Raw genomic sequence first — 16,520 nt, 5'->3', positions numbered from 1 at the left:
GCCATGGAGGGCCGTCGGGCGGCAGGATGGGATCCATGCGCTACGAGATCCCCGCACCGATGCTCGCGAAGGCCGCCGCCGCTGTGCCGGATCCGGCGAAGTTCCCCGACGGCCTGCTGTACGAGCCGAAGTGGGACGGCTTCCGCGGACTCGTGTCGTGGAACGGCGAGAACGTCGAGATCGGCTCTCGCGGGGCGAAGCCGCTGACCCGCTACTTCCCGGAGCTCGTCGAGGCGATCCCGCGGCTGCTGCCGGGTCCGTGCCTACTCGATGGCGAGATCGTGGTCGCCACCGGACCTGCGGGATCGCAGCGCCTGGACTGGGAGGCTCTGAGCCAGCGCATCCACCCCGCCGCCTCACGGGTGCAGAAGCTCTCGGCGGAGACCCCTGCGATGTTCATCGCGTTCGACCTGCTCGCGGAGGGCGATGACGACCTGCAGGCCCTGCCGTTCGGCGAGCGCCGCGCACGGCTCGAGCGCCTGTTCGCCGAAGTGCCCCATCCCCTGCACCTGACCCGCACGACGACGGATCCCGGCACCGCCCGGCGCTGGCTCGCCGAGTTCGAAGGCGCCGGCCTCGACGGCATCGTCGCCAAGCCGCTGGATCAGCCCTACGCGCCCAACAAGCGCACCCTGATCAAGGTCAAGCACGCCCGCACCGCCGACGTCGTCGCGCTCGGCTACCGGATCCACAAGAGCGGATCCGGAGTCGGATCCCTGCTCGTGGGTCTGTACGGCGACGACGGCGTGCTGCGCCAGGTCGGCGGCGTCGCCGCGTGGAGCGACGCGATGCGCCAGCAGCTCGTCGAGGACCTCGCGCCTCTCGTGGAGCGCGACGAATCCGGCGCCCCCCTGACGGGCGACGGCGAGCGCTCGCGGTTCAGCGGCGCGAAGGACACGTCGTTCGTGCGGCTGCGTCCGGAGCGCGTGCTCGAGGTGCGCTACGACCAGCTGGAGGGCTGGCGGTTCCGGCACACCGTGCAGTTCGAACGCTGGCGCGACGACCGGGATGCGCGCTCCTGCAGCTATGAGCAGCTGGAGACCGTGGCCGGCTACGACCTCGCCGACGTCATCGACTGACGACGGGGCTCACTCCCCGACGCGCTCGCCGTTCTCGTCCCAGTTCGCGGCGACCTTCTTCGAAGGCTGCACGCGCGGGGGCTCCCCGGGCATCTTGGGGAACTCCGGCGGGAACGGCATCTCGCCGAGACCGTTCTCCACGTCGCGATCCCACCAGCTCAGCAGCGTGTCGATGCGTCCGGGGCTCTCCTGCATGCGCGCCCAGGGGTCCCCGAGATCGGCAAGACGCTGCGGCACGGTGCGGACCGTGAACCGGGTGGGATCCACGTCGTCCAGCTCGTCCCACTCGATCGGCGTCGAGACCGTCGCAGCCGGCAGCGCACGCGGGCTGTAGGCGCCGGCCATCGTGCGGTCGCGATTGGCCTGGTTGAAGTCGACGAAGATGCGCTCCCCGCGCTCTTCCTTCCACCACGCCGTGGTGACGCGATCGGGCAACCGCCGCTCCAGCTCGCGGCCCGCGGCGATCACCGCGTGCCGCACCGTGAGGAACTCCCATTCCGGCACGATCGGGCAGAAGACGTGCAGCCCGCGGTTGCCGCTGGTCTTGATGAACGCCTCCAGTCCTGCCTCACGGAGCACGGCGCGCAGCTCATGCGCCGCGGGGATCGCTTCGGCGATGCCCGTGCCCGGCTGCGGATCGAGGTCGATGCGCAGCTCCACCGGATTGTCGGTGTCGGACGCGAGCGAGGCCCATGGGTGGAAGACGACGGTGTTCATCTGCACGGCCCAGACGATCGCGGCGGTCTCGGTGAGCACGATCTGCGGATGCTTGCGTCCGCTGTTGTACGTGCACATCACGCTCTGCACGAAGTCGGGCGTGCCCTTGGGCGGGTTCTTCGAGAAGAAGCTCTCACCGTCGATGCCGTCCCGATAGCGCTCGAGCGAGACGGGCCTGTTGCCGGTCGAGGTGAGGAACGGCGTCGACACCGTCTGCACGTAGTCGGCGAGCTCGCCCTTCGTGATCGGGCCGCCCTCCGCAGCCGGCCAGACCGCGCGATTCGGGCTGGAAAGGTCCAGGGTCCGGTCGCCGTCGGGTCCGGGAACGGTCAGCGTGATGCGCTCGGATGCCATGACTCGACCCTAGGGTGCGCCGCCGACGCGGCGCCACGGATCCGTGAGAAACCGCGAGCAGCTCGCCGTCAGCGCAGCACGCGATCGGCTTCCGCGCGGATCTCCGCCGCGATCGCGTCCAGAAGCTCGGAGCGCAGGTTCCACTGCTGCCAGAACAGCGGCGAGGAGAACTCCTCGTCATCGAGCCGCACCAGGCGCCCGTCCGCGAGGCCCGCCTGCGCATGCGGGACCGGTAGCAAGGCCCAGCCCAGCCCGAGCTCCACGGCGACCGAGAAGTCCGCGGAGGCCGGCACATGGTGCCGTGGAACCGGCCACGGGTCGACACCCCGTTCACGCAGCCAGTCCTGCTGCAGCAGGTCGCGCCGGTCGAAGTCGACGAACGGCGCGTGCGCGAGCGACTCGGCGGTCACGCCGTCAGGGAACCAGCGTCGAGCGAAGCCCGGAGACGCCGCGGCCACGTAGTGCAGCGCGCCGAGCGCCTCGACCCTGCACCCGCCGACCGGCTCCGACTCGCTCGTCACCGCCGCCATCACGCTGCCCGATTCGAGCAGCCGTGCGGTGAAGTTCTGATCGTCGCGATGCAGGTCGAACTCGACGTCGTAGCGCTCGGCGAGCCGGGCGAGCGGGGCCAGGAACCAGGTCGCCATCGAGTCGGCGTTGACCGCGAGCGGGATCCTGATGCGCGCGCCCTCCCCCTCCGCGGACAGGCCGAAGCCGGCGATCGCATCGCGCTCGAGGAGAGCGATCTGACGGCCGAACCGGGCGACGGCCTCCCCCGCCTCGGTGGCTCTCACGGGCTTGCTGCGCACCAGCAGGATCCGGCCGAGCTGCTGCTCCAGGGTCTTGATCCGCTGGCTCACCGCCGAGGGCGTCAGCAGCAGCCGACGGGCTGCCGCCTCGAAGCTGCCCTCGTCGAGCACCGCGGCCACCGTCCGCGCGGACTCCGGATCCACCTGCACATGAGCGATTCTAATCTGACTTAAGGAATCTTCGCTGGTGCTGAATCAGATCCCGGCCATACTCTCGATCCGTGCTCATCCTGCTCTCCGGCCTCGGTCTCATGTTCTCGCTCATCATCGCCGTCGGCGCACAGAACGTGTACGTGCTGCGCCAGGGGCTGCGCCGCGAACACGTGCTGCCCGTGGTCCTGATCTGCGCGGCCTCCGATGCGGCCCTCGTGCTGGCGGGCACCGCAGGGCTCGGCTACCTCGTGAAGACCCTGCCCTGGCTCATCGTGGTCGCGCGCTGGGCCGGGGCGATCTCGCTCGTGGTGTACGGCGTGCTGGCGGCCCGCCGTGCGTGGAGGGCCGGCGGCGAAGCACTGCTCGCCGAGCCTGCCACCGCTGTCGCCTCGGATGCCCGCGTCACCTCCGCGGCATCTCCGGAGAACGGATCCGGCGGCACCACCACCCTGGCCCGCACGGCCCCGCTCGCGCCCGTGATCCTGGCGACGCTCGCCTTCACCTGGCTGAATCCCAACGTGTACCTCGACACGGTGCTGCTCATCGGATCCATCGCCGCCACGCACGGCGATGGCCGGTGGCTGTTCGCGGCCGGCGCCATCATCGCGAGCGTCACCTGGTTCTTCGCGCTCGGCTTCGGCGCGCGCCATCTCGGCCGATGGCTGCGCACGCCGCGCGCCTGGCGGATCCTGGACACCGTGATCGCCGCGCTGCTGGTGGTGATGGGGGTCAGCCTGGTGCTGCCGGTCTTCCTCGGCTGAGCGCTGATCCGCGTCGGGCCGCGGGACATGTCGGCGACGGCGACGTCCGGGCGCTACTCCTCGCCGCCCGCGGTCTCGGCCTCCGTGGCGGCGAGATCACGCAGGAAGCCGGTGACGACGCGGCGGTCGGCTGACGACATCCGGGCAGCGACGTCGAAGCGCCGCGCATGCAGACGCCCGACCCCCTCCCGGGCCGCCTGACGCGTCGCAGGGGTGACCTGCAGCACGATCGATCGCCGGTCGGCTGGATGCGGCCGCCGGATGATGTGCCCGCCGCGCTCCAGTCGATCGAGCATCTTCGTCGTGGCCGCGGTGCTGACCCCGAGATGGTCGGCCACTGCGCGGGCGGTCGCCACCTGCCCGGCGTTCTCCACCGCGATGAGAAAGCGCACGGCGCGCATGTCGTTCTGATTGAGGTTCATGTACCGCCGGGAGGCCGCGCTCATGCGCTCGGCCGCGCCGTGCCACGCGCGCAGCGCCGCCATCAGCTCGACGATCTCGTCGACCTCCCCGTCCGCCAGGTGGTCGCGCCGCACGAGCTCCGCGGCGGGATCGATGAGCCGAGGATCGATCATCGCTCGATCGAGGCGGGGTTCGGATTCGCGGACTTCCACGGGAGGACTCTATGCCATAGAGTTACCGCTAACTTGGTTAGTTAGTTTCTTAGTTAGCAAAAGGATGATCGTGATCCCTGACGCCGACATGGTTGTGCTCCTGAACGCCGACGGCACCCGGATCGGCGTCGCGCCGAAGAGCAGCATCCACGGTGCCGCCACCCGGCTCCACCTCGCCTTCTCCTGCCACGTGTTCGACACGCGAGGGCGCCTGCTCGTCACCCGCCGCGCGCTGACGAAAACCGCCTGGCCGGGCGTCTGGACCAACTCGTTCTGCGGACACCCCGCCCCGGAGGAGGGGCTCGTGGATGCCGTGCGCAGACGAGCCGAGCACGAACTCGGACTGCACCTGGACTCCGTGGAACCGGTGCTGCCGTTCTTCCGCTATCGCGCGACGGACGCGTCCGGCATCGTCGAGAACGAGATCTGCCCGGTGTACATCGCGACGACCACGCAGCCGCCCCGCGCGCACCCCGACGAGGTGATCGAGCACCGCTGGGTCGACCCTGACGATCTCGCCGCGTCCGTGCGCCGCACCCCGTGGGCGTTCAGCCCCTGGCTCGTCCTCCAGGCCGAGCTACTCCCGTTCCTCGGCGGAGGCAGAGGGCTCGAGGAGCTGGCATCGTGAGCGACCGCATGCTCTCGGCGGACGTGCTCGCCGAGGTCGGCGCCGTCGTCGACGAGTGCTTCCACGACGTTGCCGAGCGCATCGGCGCAATCGAAGGTTTCGACACGGTGTGGGCTCAGGCCCGCCGCGGCGCACAGGGCGGCAAGATGTTGCGCCCCCGGCTCGTGCTCGCCGCGCATCGCGCCTTCGCCGACGAGCCCTCCGACGACGCGATCCGCGCCGCAGCCGCCGTCGAACTGCTCCATCTGGCGTTCCTGCTGCACGACGACGTCATCGACCGCGACCTCGTGCGCCGCGGCGGACCCAACCTGATCGCCCTGCGCCGTGATGCGGCCCTCGCCGACGGCGCCGACGAGGCGACCGCTCTCCGTTACGGCCAGAGCTGCGCGATCCTGACGGGTGACCTGCTCCTGTCCGCCGCGCACCGTCTCATCGCCGGCCTCGGGGCCTCCGCAGCGCCGCGCGGTGCGCTCCCGAGCATCCTGGCCGATGCGATCGACGCCGCTGCGGTCGGCGAGCATGCGGACATCCGGCTCGGCATCCGGGGCGAGGCGGGCGAGGCGGCGATCCTGCGCACCATGGAGCACAAGACCGCCCGCTACTCGTTCAGCGCACCCCTGCGGATCGGAGCGCTGCTAGGCGGTGCTCCGGCCGCCACCGTGGAGGCGCTCGGCTTCATCGGCACGACCATCGGCCTGGCCTTCCAGGCACGCGACGATGTGCTCGGAGTCTTCGGCGACCCTCGCCAGACCGGCAAGTCCGTCCTCTCCGACCTCCGGGAGGGCAAGCTGACCCTGCTCATCGCGCACTCGCGAACCCATCCGGCATGGCGGGCCGTGGCGGATCTCTTCGGCGATCCCGAGCTCGATGAGCGGGGTGCGGCCGAGATCCGCACCGCGATCGAGTGCTCGGGCGGGCTCGCCCGCACCGAAGCGGTGATCTCGAGCCTCGTCGTCGAGGCGCGCGCCTCGATGCTGCTCACCGACCTTCCCGCACGCCTGAGGGACGACCTGGAGCACCTGATCGTCGGCGCGACGGAGCGCCGCCGATGACCGCAAACACGGGGCTGGCCCTCTACGATCGAGCCGCCGCGCGCGGATCGGCCCAGATCCTGGTGAGCTACTCCACGTCCTTCCGGCTCGCGAGCCGGCTGTGCTCACCCGTCGTGCGCGCGGACCTCGCCGCGATCTACGCGCTGGTGCGGGTCGCCGACGAGATCGTCGACGGCTGCGCCGCTGGTGCCGGGCTCTCCGCTGCGCAGTGCCGTGCGGTGCTGGACGGGCTCGAACGCGAGCTCGAGACCGCACTGCGCGCCGGATACAGCGCGAACCTCGTCGTGCACGCGTTCGCCGCCACCGCGCGCGCGACCGGGATCGGCACCGACCTGACCCGCCCGTTCTTCGCATCGATGCGGCGCGATCTCACCCCCGTCGTCTTCACGCACGAGCGCGAGCTCGACGAGTACGTGTACGGATCCGCCGAAGTGGTCGGACTCATGTGCCTGGCTTCGTTCCGCCGCGGGCTGGAGCCGGATCCTGTGCGCGATGCGCGCTGGGATCGAGGAGCGATCGCCCTCGGATCGGCGTTCCAGCGGGTGAACTTCCTCCGCGACCTCGGCGAGGATGCCGACGCGCTCGGACGCGCCTACTTCCCCGGCGTCGACCCGCACTCGTTCACTGACGCGCAGCGCGACAGCATCCTGGATCGGGTGGACGCGGATCTCTCGATCGCCGACGCCGTGATCGGCGAGCTGCCCTCGTCCTCGCGCCGGGCAGTGGCGGCCGCGCACCTGCTCTATGCGGATCTCTCCACCCGGCTGCGGCGCACGCCCGCGCAGGAACTGGTCGTCCGACGGATCCGCGTACCCGGCTCGCGCAAGGCCGCCCTGTTCGGCCGCGCGATGCTCCGCGGCGGGGGCGCCCGGTGAGCCGCGTCGCGGTTCTCGGCGGGGGGATCTCCGGCCTCGCGGCGGCGGCGCTGCTCGCCACGGACGGCCACGACGTATCCCTCTTCGAGCAGTCCGACCGACTCGGCGGACGTGCGGGGAGCTGGGAGAGGGAGGGTTTCCGGTTCGACACGGGCCCCTCGTGGTACCTCATGCCCGAGGTGTTCGACCACTGCTTCCGCCTTCTGGGCACGAGCGCCGAGAAGGAGCTCGATCTCATCCGCCTCGATCCCGCCTACCGGGTGTTCTCCGACGACGAGGCGCCGCTCGACATGCACTCCGCCCGCGACCGCTCACTCGCCCTGTTCGAATCACTCGAGCCCGGCGCCGGGGCCGCCCTCGCCCGCCACCTCGACTCCGCGGCGCGCACGGCCCGCATCGCCACCGACCGCTTCTTGTACACCGATTTCTCGCACCCGCGAGCGTTCCTCCCCGGGAGCGACGTCCGCGAGCTGCCGCGCCTGGCCACGCTGCTGGGCACCTCGCTGCAGAGCATGGTCGAGTCCTCCTTCTCGGACCGGAGGCTGCGGCAGATCCTGCAGTACCCCGCGGTCTTCCTCGGCGGGGCGCCCTCGATCGCCCCCGCGCTGTTCCATCTGATGAGCACGTTCGATCTGGAGGACGGCGTGCAGTACCCGCAGGGCGGCTTCACCACGGTCATCGACGCGTTCGCGCGGCGAGCGCGCGCCGCCGGGGCCCGGCTGCACACCGGTGCACAGGTGCGCCGGATCCTGATCGAACGCGGGGCCGTGCACGGCATCGCCGTGGCCAGGGACGGCGTCGTCCGGGAGGAGCTGTTCGATCGCGTCGTGAGCACGGTCGACATGCACCACAGCGACATGGCACTGCTGCCCTCGGCGGCCCGCGAACGCTCGCCCGGGCGCTGGCGGCGGATGAACCCCGGAACCGGCGCGGTGCTGGCGATGCTGGGCGTCCGCGGACGCCTGCCCGGGCTCGCCCACCACAACCTCGTCTTCACCGAGGACTGGGACGCCAACTTCGACGCGATCTTCGGATCCGCCCCGCGGGTGCCGGAACCGGCGTCGTTCTACGCGTGCATGCCCAGCGCCACCGACGAGACGGTCGCGCCACAGGGTGACGAGAACCTGTTCCTGCTCGTCCCCGTGCCCGCGGATCCGGCGATCGGTGCGGGAGGTCTCGACGGCCGCGGCGCCGCCGCGGTGGAACGCATCGCCGATCGGGCGATCTCCGAGCTCGCGGCGCACGCGGGCGCGCCCGATCTCGCGGAGCGCATCGTCGTACGGCGCACCGTGGGTCCTGCCGACTTCGCCCGCGACCTGCACTCCTACCGCGGGTCGGCGCTCGGCCCCGCGCACACGCTGCGGCAGAGTGCCTTCCTACGGGGTCGCACGCGTTCCCGCACGACCCGCGGACTGTTCTACGCGGGCGCGACGACGCTGCCGGGGATCGGTCTGCCCATGTGCCTCATCAGTGCAGAGCTCGTGCTGAAGGCGTTCCGCGACGATCGCACGAGCGGACCGCTGCCCGTGCCGGCGGAAACGTGATGGGCTTCCTCCATCTCGCGCTGCTGCTGGTGTCGATCGCCGGCGTCGGCGTCATCGATCGGCGCTGGCGACTGTTCCTCTGGGCGGAGCCGAGGCGAGCGCTGCTCATCCTGGCCGCAGGCGCCGGCGTGCTGCTGCTCTGGGATGTCGTCGGGATCGCGACCGGCATATTCACGCGTGAGACCAACCCGCTCTCCACCGGCGTCCTGCTCCTGCCTCATCTGCCGATCGAGGAGCCGGTGTTCCTCGTGTTCCTGATACAGCTGACCATGGTGCTCTACACGGGCGCACTGCGGATCCTGCGTGCACGCGAGGAGCACCGTCGATGAACGGCACGTATCTGATGGTCGACGCGACCTTCCTCGTCCCCTGCATCGTGATGCAGTGGCTCACCTGGCGTCGGGCGCCTGCAGGTCACGGCGCGGCGCTCGTCCTCGCGACCTTCGGCCTCGTCTTGCTCACCGCCGTCTTCGATTCGCTCATGATCGCCGCAGGCCTGTTCACGTACGCGCCGCGCCTGATCAGCGGGATCAGGATCGGCCTGGCCCCGATCGAGGACCTCGCGTATCCCATCGCGGCCGCTCTGCTCGGCTCGGCCGCGTGGAACCTGCGCCGCTCGTCACCCGAGGAGCGGCTGCAGAGGGCTGAACCGGATCCCGACGCCCGCACCCCTGAGGACCGACCACGATGAGCATGACCACAGCACGATCCCTGCCACTCGATCTGCTGCTGACCTCGCGCCCGCTGAGCTGGATCAACACCGCCTTCGGTTTCGCGGCCGCCTACATCCTGACGACCGGCCGCGTGGACGCTGCCCTCGCGATCGGCACGCTGTTCTTCCTCGTGCCGTACAACCTCACGATGTATGGCATCAACGACGTCTTCGACCACGCGTCGGACCTCGCGAACCCGCGCAAGGGCGGTGCGGAGGGCGCCGTGCTCTCTCCGACTCTGCACCGCGTGGTGATGGCATGGTCACTGCTGCTCCCGGTGCCGTTCATCGTCTTCCTCGTCGCGATCGGGGATCCGGTGTCCTGGCTCGTGCTGGCGATCAGCCTGTTCGCCGTGATCGCCTATTCCGTGCCAGGGCTGCGGTTCAAGGAGATCCCCTTCCTGGACTCGGCGACGTCGAGCCTCCACTTCGTCTCTCCCGCCGTCTACGGGCTCGTGCTGGCGCGCGCGACACCGACGCCGGCGCTCGTGGTGCTGTTACTCGCCTTCTTCGCGTGGGGCGTCGCGAGCCACGCGTTCGGCGCGGTGCAGGACGTCGTCCCGGACCGAGCGGCAGGGATCGCCTCGATCGCGACCGTGCTGGGCGCGACGCGGACCGTGCGCTTCGCGTCGGCGATGTGGGCGCTCGCTGGCGCGCTCATGCTCTTCACGTCGTGGCCGGGCCCGCTCGGGGCCGTCCTCGTGCTGCCGTACATCGGCGCCGTCTGGCCGTTCCGCTCGGTCTCGGACGAGGGATCGGAAGCGACGAACCGAGGATGGCGCCGTTTCCTCCTGCTGAACTACGTGTGCGGCTTCCTCGCCACCATGCTGCTCATCTGGTGGGCGGCCCAGGGCGGTGCGGCGTTCTGAGCGGGGCCGCTTCAGGCGTCAGGACACGAACAGCGCGATGATCGCGCCGAGACGCGCCTGTTCCAGCGCAGGGTCGAGCCTCTCCGACGCCGCCAGCCTCGCCACACCGTGGAGCGTGCTCCACAGCAGCTCCGCACGCACCACGGCATCCTGCTCGGCCATGCCCGCGGCCGACACCGCGCGGAGGAACGCCCCGAACGCCGCACGCAACGGCTCCGGGGTCTGCACAGTCGCGAAGACGATGCGGGTGCGTGCCTCGAACATCGCCTCGTAGAGCGCCGGATGCGTTTGGGCGAACGCAAGATACGTGTGCACCACATGCGCGAGACGGTCGCCCTCGCCGACTGGGTCCGCAAGCTCGTCCGCCATCGCGGCGAACCCCTCGATCATCACCCGCTCGACGATCTCGTCCCTCCCGCCGGGGAAGCTGCGGTAGAGGATCGGCTGGCTGAAGCCGATCTCGGCCGCCAGCCGCCGGACGGTCACGGCCGACCACCCCTCCGTCTCGGCGACGCGTCGGGCGGCGTCGACGATGGCACGGGAGCGCTCCGCGGGATCGGCGCGCGGGGGCGTTGACGGGGTCATGGCACGATGTTAGCATCGCTAACTGTTAGCATCGCTAACCCAAAGAAGGAGAAGCCATGTCCCTTGCGATCATCACCACCGCCATCGGCGCCATCACCGCCATCGCCGTCATCTTCGGCACCGACGTGCTCGCCGCCGTCGTGCTGCGCGCCGTCTACGCCGAGGTCGATGAACCGACCCTCGTACAGGTGGTCGGCCGCGGCCACTACTACGGGGATCGCCGACTGCCGGGCGTCGGCATCGCGGGCGTGGTGCTCACGGTGGCGACCGCCGCGCTCTCGGCATTCTGGGGCAGCCTCGCCGCCGCCGTCCTCGCGACCGTCGCGCTCGTGGCCCTGCTGCTCTGGCTCGTGCTGTTCGGCACGATCGCGAAACCGATCAACACGACGCTCACCGCTGCTGCATTCGGAGGCACCGTGCCGACCGACGTCCGGGCCCTGCAGGATCGGTGGGAGTCGATCATCCCCCTGCGGGCCACGCTGCAGGGACTCGCCCTGGTGCTGCTGTGCGTCGCGCTGGTGGTGCGCTGAACGGCGACCGCGACGGTCAGCGCCACCCGCGAAACGATCAGCAACGCAGAAGACCCCCGCCCCGAGGGGCGAGGGTCTTCGTAATGAGCGTCAGGCTCAGATGGCGTTGACGTCCAGCGGGATACCGGGGCCGAACGTGGTCGACACCGCACCCTTCTGGATGTAGCGGCCCTTCGAGCTGGACGGCTTGAGGCGAACGATCTCCTCGAGCGCGGCCTTCATGTTCTCGTCGAGCTGCTCGGCCGAGAACGATGCCTTGCCGACGACGAAGTGCACGTTGGCGTGCTTGTCGACGCGGAACTCGATCTTTCCGCCCTTGATCTCCTCGACGGCCTTGGCCGGGTTCGGGGTCACGGTGCCGGTCTTCGGGTTCGGCATCAGACCACGCGGGCCGAGCACCTTGCCGAGACGGCCGACCTGGCCCATGAGCTCCGGGGTGGAGACCGCGGCGTCGAAGTTGGTCCAGCCGCCGGCGACCTTCTCGATGAGCTCGGCGCCGCCGACCTCATCCGCACCCGCGGCGATCGCGGCCTCAGCGGCCGGACCCGTCGCGAACACGATGACGCGGGCGGTCTTGCCGGTGCCGTGCGGGAGGATGACGGTGCCGCGCACCATCTGGTCCGCCTTGCGCGGGTCGACCGAGAGCTTCAGCGCGACCTCGACGGTCGAGTCGAACTTCGCGGAGCCGGTCTCCTTCGCGAGGACCACGGCCTCGGTCGGGGTGTAGAAGCGGTCTGCCTCGATCTTCGCGGCAGCAGCGTTGTAAGCCTTGGACTTGGTAGCCATTGTTATCTCCCTCAGCCCTCGACCGTGATGCCCATGGAACGGGCGGTCCCGGCGATGATCTTCGACGCGGCGTCGATGTCGTTCGCGTTCAGGTCGGCCTGCTTCTGCTCGGCGATCTGACGGACCTGCTCGGCGGTGATCTTCGCGACCTTGACGGTGTGCGGAGTGGCGGAGCCCTTCTGCACGCCCGCGGCCTTCTTGATCAGCTCGGCGGCCGGCGGGGTCTTCAGGATGAACGTGAAGCTGCGGTCCTCGTAGACGGTGATCTCGACGGGGATGACGTTGCCGCGCTGCGACTCGGTCGCCGCGTTGTACGCCTTGCAGAACTCCATGATGTTGACGCCATGCTGACCGAGCGCGGGGCCGATCGGCGGCGCCGGGTTGGCGGCACCGGCGTTGATCTGGAGCTTGATCAGGCCGGTCACCTTCTTCTTCGGTGCCATAGTGATTCCTTTCTCGAGCGGATGCCGGAGGCATCCCTCTCCCGCGGATCCGGCATCTCCGGAACGCGGTGGCGTTCGCGCGCACGACGAGGCGGCGCACAAACCATAGAAGTCTACCGGATCCCGGGCGCGTCCGCGCACAGGCAGCCACCGGGCCAGGACGCCGGCGCGACATGGGGCCCGCGACCACGCCGATGACGAAGCGAGAACGGCCGCCCCCGAGGGGACGGCCGTTCCGCGTGCGCTTCCGGGGAAGCGTCAGATCATCTTGGTGACCTGGTCGAACGACAGCTCGACCGGGGTCTCGCGCTCGAACAGCGAGACGAGCACGGTGAGCTTGCCGCTCTCCGGCTTGATCTCGGAGATCGAACCGGGAAGACCCGCGAACGAGCCCTCCTTGATCGTGATGGTCTCGCCGATCTCGAAGTCGACCTCGGCCGCGAGCGGGCGGGCCACGGCGACGCCGCCCTTGGCCGCGACGGCCTTGGCGGTCGGGACGTCCTTGACCTCGACGAGGGACTTCAGCATGTTGAAGGCCTCTTCGAAGCGCAGCGGAGTCGGGTTGTGCGCGTTACCGACGAAGCCGGTGACGCCGGGCGTGTGGCGCACGACGGACCAGGTGTCCTCGTTGAGCTCCATGCGCACGAGCACGTAGCCGGGGATCCGGACGCGCGTGACCATCTTGCGCTGGCCGTTCTTGATCTCGACGACGTCCTCCATCGGGACCTCGATCTGGTAGATGTCGTCCTCGACCTCGAGCGTCGACTTGCGCTGCTCGATGTTGGCCTTCACCTTGCGCTCGAAGCCGGCGTAGGAGTGGATCACGTACCACTTGCCGGGGAGCATCCGCAGGTCCATGCGGAAGGCCTCGTACGGGTCCTCCTCCGCGTCGGCCTCGTCGGCGTCGCTCGGCGCGCTCGCTGCGTCGGCAGGATCGAGCTCGGACTCGACCGCGTCCACGACGCCGGCGGCCGCGTCGATCTCTGCGACCTCCTCGGGGTCGAGGACGGGGGCGTCCTCCTCGCCGTTCACGTCGGGGCCGTCGTACGGCGTGACCTCGTCAGCAGCAGCGGCCTTGCGGTCTGCGGCCTCTTCGGCCACCGAGTCGTTGAGGACCTCTGCTGCGGCCTCGGACTCGGCCGCCTGGTCCAGGTTGAGAGCGTCGTTCACGATCGCGTCTGCCTCCGGGTCATCTTCGAATTCGATGTCTTCGTCGTCCACGTCGTCCTCGTCGCCCTCGATGTGCAGGGCGACCCGCTCGGCGGCGGTGACGGCGCGCTCCTCGGAGGCGAGCACGTCGCCCTCCTGGGCCTCGTCGTCCTCACTGGACTGCTCGGCGGCGGTCGCCCAGTCGACGTCGTCTCCGAGGTATCGTTCGCGTTCGGACACTGGTTCTTCTCTCCTTCAGGTTCGGCCCGGGGTCAGTTGCCACCGGGCCGCGGGATCACGCGGTTTTCCCGGGAACCCCGAAGACTTGCGTCGTCAGCCACGAGAAGGCCATGTCGAGCCCGTACACGAGGGCCATCATCACGATCACGAAGCCCAGTACGACCAGGGTGTACTTGACGAGCTCCTTGCGCGTGGGGGTGACCACCTTGCGGAGCTCGGCGATCACCTGACGGAAGAACAGCGCGATGCGACCGAAGAAGCCCAGCTTCTTGTCGCGGCTCGCGCCGCCGTTCGCCGTGGGAACCACGGCGCCCGATGCGTCTTGAACCATCCTGGAGTACCTTTCGTGTGCCGGCTGCGCGCCGACGCGCAGGGCGGACAGGAATCGAACCTGCAACCTGCGGTTTTGGAGACCGCTGCTCTGCCAATTGAGCTACCGCCCTAGAGATCCGAGGATCTCTGTCCGCATCTTCTCCGCGTTCCGGGAGACCCGGGGCACGGCGAAAGAATGCAGACAACAACTGCTCGTCCAGTGTACGGCATCCGCACCGGCCCTCCGAACCGGGGCTGCATCCCGGGCGCGGCACATGGGCACCGGACTCCCCCGCGCGGCGGCCGCCCGTCGACCCGAGCCGTGCTTGTTAGGCTCGGCATGCGGTCGACGAACCTCCACGGATCGGCGCCCGCGGAGGGAGAGTCGATGGCGGCGGAGGATCCGGCACCCGCGGACGCGCAGCAGTTCCAGGTGGACCTGCGCGGCGTCGTGGACCTGCTCAGCCGCCACATCTACTCCGGACCCCGGGTCTACCTGCGCGAGCTGCTGCAGAACGCCCGGGACGCCCTCGCCGCGCGGCGCGAGGTCGACGGGCTCGGCGGCACCATCCGGATCCGTCCGCTCCCTGCCGAGGGCGGCGAGTTCGTGCTCAGCGACGACGGCGTCGGCCTCACCGCCGACGAGGTCGCCGAGTTGCTCGCGACGGTCGGACGCAGCTCCAAGCGCGACATCTTCGACCTGCCCCGCAGCGACTACCTGGGCCAGTTCGGCATCGGGCTGCTCAGTTGCTTCATGGTGGCGGACGAGATCGTGATCCGTTCCCGCAGCGCCCGTGGCGGTCGGGCGGTCGAGTGGATCGGATCCGCCGACGGCACATTCCGGGTACGCGAGCTCGACGAGGACCTGCCCATCGGAACCAGCGTGCACCTGGTGCCGCGCTTCGACGCCGGCGACCTGCTGCGCGCGGATGCCGTGCGCGAGCTCGCCACGACCTTCGCCGAGTTCCTGCCCACGACCGTGCTGCTGGAGCTGCCCGGCGGCGACGTGCGGATCACGCACGAGGCGCCGTTCCTCGACCCGCGGCAGGATCCGGCCGCGACGGCCGCCTACGGCCGCGAGATCATCGGATCCGCTCCGCTCGACATCATCGAGCTCACCGAGCCCGCCACCGGGACGCGCGGTGTCGCCTATGTGCTGCCCTTCGCTCCCCCGCCCGGCGCCCGGCAGGCGACGCGGATGTACCTCGGCCGCATGCTGCTGTCCGAGCGCGCGGACGACGTGCTGCCGGACTGGGCGTTCTTCGTGCGCGCCGTGATCGACTCCAACGGCCTGAACCCCACGGCCAGCCGCGAGTCGCTGGTCGACGACGAGGCGCTCGCCCTCGTGCGGGAGCAGCTCGGCGCGGCGCTGCGGCGCTGGGTGCTGGAGCTGGGACTGCGCGAACCGCACCGGCTCGCGCAGTTCGTTGCGGTGCACGAGGTGGGGCTCAAGTCGCTCATCCGGCACGACGACGAGCTCGCCCGGTTCATCACGCGCTGGCTCACCGTGGAGACGACGCACGGCACGCTGAGCGTCGGAGACCTCGTCGAACGCTACGAGCGGATCCGCTACGCGGAGACCGTGGACGAATTCCGCCAGGTCGCCGGCATCAGCCGGGCCGAGCAGATCCTGGTGAACGGCGGCTATCTGTACGACGCGGATCTGATCCGCCGCCTCCCGGAGCTGTTTCCGGCGGTCACCGTCGAGCGGGTCGACGTCGTGAGCGAACTGGACCGGCTGGACCCGCCTCCGCTGGACGACAGGGCCGCCGCGGTCGCGCTGGAGGATCGTGCGGGCGCCGTGCTGGCCGACGTCGGGTGCGCCGTCGTGGTGCGCACCATCGACCAGCCAGAGCTGCCCTCGCTGTACGTCGCGGACCCCGCCGTCCTGCGGCGCATCGACCGCACCAGGACCAAGGACATCACGGGCTCCCTCTGGGGCGGCGTGCTGGACCGCATCGACGGCGCGGTGGGCGAGGACCGGAACGACGACCTCACGGCCCGGCTGTGCCTGAACTGGGGCAATCGTGTGGTGCGCTCGCTGAGCGCGGTCGCCGACGACGCGGTGTTCGCGCGCACCGTGCAGCTGCTGTACATCCAGGCGCTGCTCGCCGGGCACCGTCCGCTCGGCGACGCCGACCGGGCCCTGATGACCGGCGCACTGTCCGATCTCGTCGCGCTGTCGGCCGGAGTGACCGGCCTCGAGCTGCCCCCATTGGCCGACGAACCCGATCCCCTCACCCCGTCCTGACGACGGGGGCCAGGATCCCGCACGACGGCGGGAGCACTTCCCTCGCGGAGACCGCGA

The 16,520-nt window shown here is 70.1% G+C and carries 19 protein-coding genes and 1 tRNA gene; 11 read left to right on the top strand and 9 right to left on the bottom strand.

Annotated features, from left to right (window positions below):
* Window positions 1–35: 35 nt before the first annotated feature.
* Window positions 36–1,079, top strand: a complete 1,044-nt coding sequence (locus tag AC1DCT_RS15360; RefSeq protein ID WP_477430181.1) for an ATP-dependent DNA ligase — start codon at window positions 36–38, stop codon at window positions 1,077–1,079.
* A gap of 9 nt (window positions 1,080–1,088) precedes the next feature.
* Here AC1DCT_RS15360 and ligD read toward each other — a convergent pair whose 3' ends face one another.
* Both ligD and AC1DCT_RS15350 read right to left on the bottom strand, forming a co-directional pair.
* Complete coding sequence (gene ligD, locus AC1DCT_RS15355; RefSeq protein WP_477231008.1) at window positions 1,089–2,150, bottom strand: non-homologous end-joining DNA ligase; 1,062 nt, start codon at window positions 2,148–2,150, stop codon at window positions 1,089–1,091.
* Between the two features lie 68 nt (window positions 2,151–2,218).
* Entirely contained in the window at window positions 2,219–3,109 is an 891-nt protein-coding gene (locus tag AC1DCT_RS15350) for a LysR family transcriptional regulator ArgP (RefSeq protein ID WP_477430179.1), read from the bottom strand.
* Between the two features lie 71 nt (window positions 3,110–3,180).
* Here AC1DCT_RS15350 and AC1DCT_RS15345 point away from each other — a divergent pair, with 71 nt between their 5' ends.
* Window positions 3,181–3,873 carry a LysE/ArgO family amino acid transporter gene (locus AC1DCT_RS15345; protein WP_477430177.1) on the top strand — a complete coding sequence of 231 codons (693 nt, stop codon included), beginning with the start codon at window positions 3,181–3,183 and terminating at the stop codon, window positions 3,871–3,873.
* Window positions 3,874–3,926: 53 nt separating this feature from the next.
* Here the strand turns inward: AC1DCT_RS15345 and AC1DCT_RS15340 are convergent, their stop codons facing one another.
* The gene (locus tag AC1DCT_RS15340; RefSeq protein WP_477430175.1) at window positions 3,927–4,448 is read right to left on the bottom strand and encodes a MarR family winged helix-turn-helix transcriptional regulator; all 522 of its coding nucleotides are present in this window, start codon (window positions 4,446–4,448) and stop codon (window positions 3,927–3,929) included.
* 112 nt (window positions 4,449–4,560) lie between these two features.
* On the opposite strand from AC1DCT_RS15340, the gene idi reads away from it, so the two are divergent.
* Genes idi through AC1DCT_RS15305 form a run of 7 tightly spaced genes read left to right on the top strand, consistent with a single transcriptional unit; the run spans window position 4,561 to window position 10,167 of the window.
* Window positions 4,561–5,115 carry an isopentenyl-diphosphate Delta-isomerase gene (idi, locus tag AC1DCT_RS15335; RefSeq protein ID WP_441977205.1) on the top strand — a complete coding sequence of 185 codons (555 nt, stop codon included), beginning with the start codon at window positions 4,561–4,563 and terminating at the stop codon, window positions 5,113–5,115.
* Entirely contained in the window at window positions 5,112–6,167 is a 1,056-nt protein-coding gene (locus AC1DCT_RS15330; protein WP_477231012.1) for a polyprenyl synthetase family protein, read from the top strand. Before idi ends, AC1DCT_RS15330 begins: the two co-directional genes overlap by 4 nt.
* Complete coding sequence (locus tag AC1DCT_RS15325; RefSeq protein WP_477430173.1) at window positions 6,164–7,042, top strand: phytoene/squalene synthase family protein; 879 nt, start codon at window positions 6,164–6,166, stop codon at window positions 7,040–7,042. Before AC1DCT_RS15330 ends, AC1DCT_RS15325 begins: the two co-directional genes overlap by 4 nt.
* Entirely contained in the window at window positions 7,039–8,586 is a 1,548-nt protein-coding gene (gene crtI / locus AC1DCT_RS15320) for a phytoene desaturase family protein (RefSeq protein WP_477231014.1), read from the top strand. The genes AC1DCT_RS15325 and crtI overlap by 4 nt, the downstream gene beginning before the upstream one ends.
* Entirely contained in the window at window positions 8,586–8,915 is a 330-nt protein-coding gene (locus AC1DCT_RS15315) for a lycopene cyclase domain-containing protein (protein ID WP_441977180.1), read from the top strand. The genes crtI and AC1DCT_RS15315 overlap by 1 nt, the downstream gene beginning before the upstream one ends.
* On the top strand, window positions 8,912–9,277 hold the full coding sequence (locus AC1DCT_RS15310) for a lycopene cyclase domain-containing protein (RefSeq protein WP_441977179.1): 366 nt from the start codon (window positions 8,912–8,914) through the stop codon (window positions 9,275–9,277). Before AC1DCT_RS15315 ends, AC1DCT_RS15310 begins: the two co-directional genes overlap by 4 nt.
* The gene (locus AC1DCT_RS15305) at window positions 9,274–10,167 is read left to right on the top strand and encodes a prenyltransferase (protein ID WP_477430171.1); all 894 of its coding nucleotides are present in this window, start codon (window positions 9,274–9,276) and stop codon (window positions 10,165–10,167) included. The genes AC1DCT_RS15310 and AC1DCT_RS15305 overlap by 4 nt, the downstream gene beginning before the upstream one ends.
* 18 nt (window positions 10,168–10,185) lie before the next feature.
* On the opposite strand, the gene AC1DCT_RS15300 is transcribed toward AC1DCT_RS15305, so the two are convergent.
* The gene (locus tag AC1DCT_RS15300; RefSeq protein WP_477430169.1) at window positions 10,186–10,752 is read right to left on the bottom strand and encodes a TetR/AcrR family transcriptional regulator; all 567 of its coding nucleotides are present in this window, start codon (window positions 10,750–10,752) and stop codon (window positions 10,186–10,188) included.
* A gap of 56 nt (window positions 10,753–10,808) precedes the next feature.
* Here AC1DCT_RS15300 and AC1DCT_RS15295 point away from each other — a divergent pair, with 56 nt between their 5' ends.
* Window positions 10,809–11,282, top strand: a complete 474-nt coding sequence (locus AC1DCT_RS15295) for a DUF1772 domain-containing protein (RefSeq protein ID WP_477430167.1) — start codon at window positions 10,809–10,811, stop codon at window positions 11,280–11,282.
* Window positions 11,283–11,378: 96 nt separating this feature from the next.
* Here the strand turns inward: AC1DCT_RS15295 and rplA are convergent, their stop codons facing one another.
* The 5 genes from rplA to AC1DCT_RS15270 all read right to left on the bottom strand — a co-directional run bounded on the left by rplA (window position 11,379) and on the right by AC1DCT_RS15270 (window position 14,343).
* Window positions 11,379–12,068, bottom strand: coding sequence for a 50S ribosomal protein L1 (rplA, locus tag AC1DCT_RS15290; RefSeq protein ID WP_440733532.1), 690 nt, complete (start codon window positions 12,066–12,068; stop codon window positions 11,379–11,381).
* Between the two features lie 11 nt (window positions 12,069–12,079).
* A complete protein-coding gene (rplK, locus tag AC1DCT_RS15285; RefSeq protein ID WP_045250755.1) occupies window positions 12,080–12,511 on the bottom strand; it encodes a 50S ribosomal protein L11 in 432 nt (143 codons plus the stop codon).
* A gap of 258 nt (window positions 12,512–12,769) precedes the next feature.
* Window positions 12,770–13,900 (bottom strand): transcription termination/antitermination protein NusG, encoded by a 1,131-nt coding sequence (gene nusG / locus AC1DCT_RS15280; protein WP_477430165.1) that lies wholly within the window; start codon window positions 13,898–13,900, stop codon window positions 12,770–12,772.
* A 55-nt stretch (window positions 13,901–13,955) separates the two neighbouring features.
* A complete protein-coding gene (gene secE / locus AC1DCT_RS15275) occupies window positions 13,956–14,231 on the bottom strand; it encodes a preprotein translocase subunit SecE (RefSeq protein ID WP_045250801.1) in 276 nt (91 codons plus the stop codon).
* 39 nt (window positions 14,232–14,270) lie between these two features.
* A tRNA-Trp gene (locus AC1DCT_RS15270) sits at window positions 14,271–14,343 on the bottom strand.
* Window positions 14,344–14,600: 257 nt separating this feature from the next.
* Here AC1DCT_RS15270 and AC1DCT_RS15265 point away from each other — a divergent pair.
* Window positions 14,601–16,463: an HSP90 family protein gene (locus AC1DCT_RS15265; RefSeq protein ID WP_477430506.1), complete on the top strand. Its 1,863-nt coding sequence runs from the start codon at window positions 14,601–14,603 to the stop codon at window positions 16,461–16,463.
* The last annotated feature ends 57 nt before the right edge of the window (window positions 16,464–16,520 follow it).

Source organism: Microbacterium sp. 10L49 (assembly GCF_056395125.1).
Note: the sequence above shows the minus strand (reverse complement) of the source record. Positions and strands in the feature narration are given on the sequence as shown.

Bases quoted from the DNA above. Each gene is read 5' to 3' on its own strand.
- rplK (WP_045250755.1), bottom strand. From the start codon at position 12,511: ATGGCACCGAAGAAGAAGGTGACCGGCCTGATCAAGCTCCAGATCAAC.
- AC1DCT_RS15295 (WP_477430167.1), top strand. From the start codon at position 10,809: ATGTCCCTTGCGATCATCACCACCGCCATCGGCGCCATCACCGCCATC.
- AC1DCT_RS15265 (WP_477430506.1), top strand. From the start codon at position 14,601: ATGGCGGCGGAGGATCCGGCACCCGCGGACGCGCAGCAGTTCCAGGTG.
- rplA (WP_440733532.1), bottom strand. From the start codon at position 12,068: ATGGCTACCAAGTCCAAGGCTTACAACGCTGCTGCCGCGAAGATCGAG.
- secE (WP_045250801.1), bottom strand. From the start codon at position 14,231: ATGGTTCAAGACGCATCGGGCGCCGTGGTTCCCACGGCGAACGGCGGC.
- AC1DCT_RS15300 (WP_477430169.1), bottom strand. From the start codon at position 10,752: ATGACCCCGTCAACGCCCCCGCGCGCCGATCCCGCGGAGCGCTCCCGT.
- AC1DCT_RS15340 (WP_477430175.1), bottom strand. From the start codon at position 4,448: ATGATCGATCCTCGGCTCATCGATCCCGCCGCGGAGCTCGTGCGGCGC.
- AC1DCT_RS15305 (WP_477430171.1), top strand. From the start codon at position 9,274: ATGAGCATGACCACAGCACGATCCCTGCCACTCGATCTGCTGCTGACC.
- AC1DCT_RS15360 (WP_477430181.1), top strand. From the start codon at position 36: ATGCGCTACGAGATCCCCGCACCGATGCTCGCGAAGGCCGCCGCCGCT.
- AC1DCT_RS15315 (WP_441977180.1), top strand. From the start codon at position 8,586: ATGGGCTTCCTCCATCTCGCGCTGCTGCTGGTGTCGATCGCCGGCGTC.
- ligD (WP_477231008.1), bottom strand. From the start codon at position 2,150: ATGGCATCCGAGCGCATCACGCTGACCGTTCCCGGACCCGACGGCGAC.
- AC1DCT_RS15325 (WP_477430173.1), top strand. From the start codon at position 6,164: ATGACCGCAAACACGGGGCTGGCCCTCTACGATCGAGCCGCCGCGCGC.
- AC1DCT_RS15310 (WP_441977179.1), top strand. From the start codon at position 8,912: ATGAACGGCACGTATCTGATGGTCGACGCGACCTTCCTCGTCCCCTGC.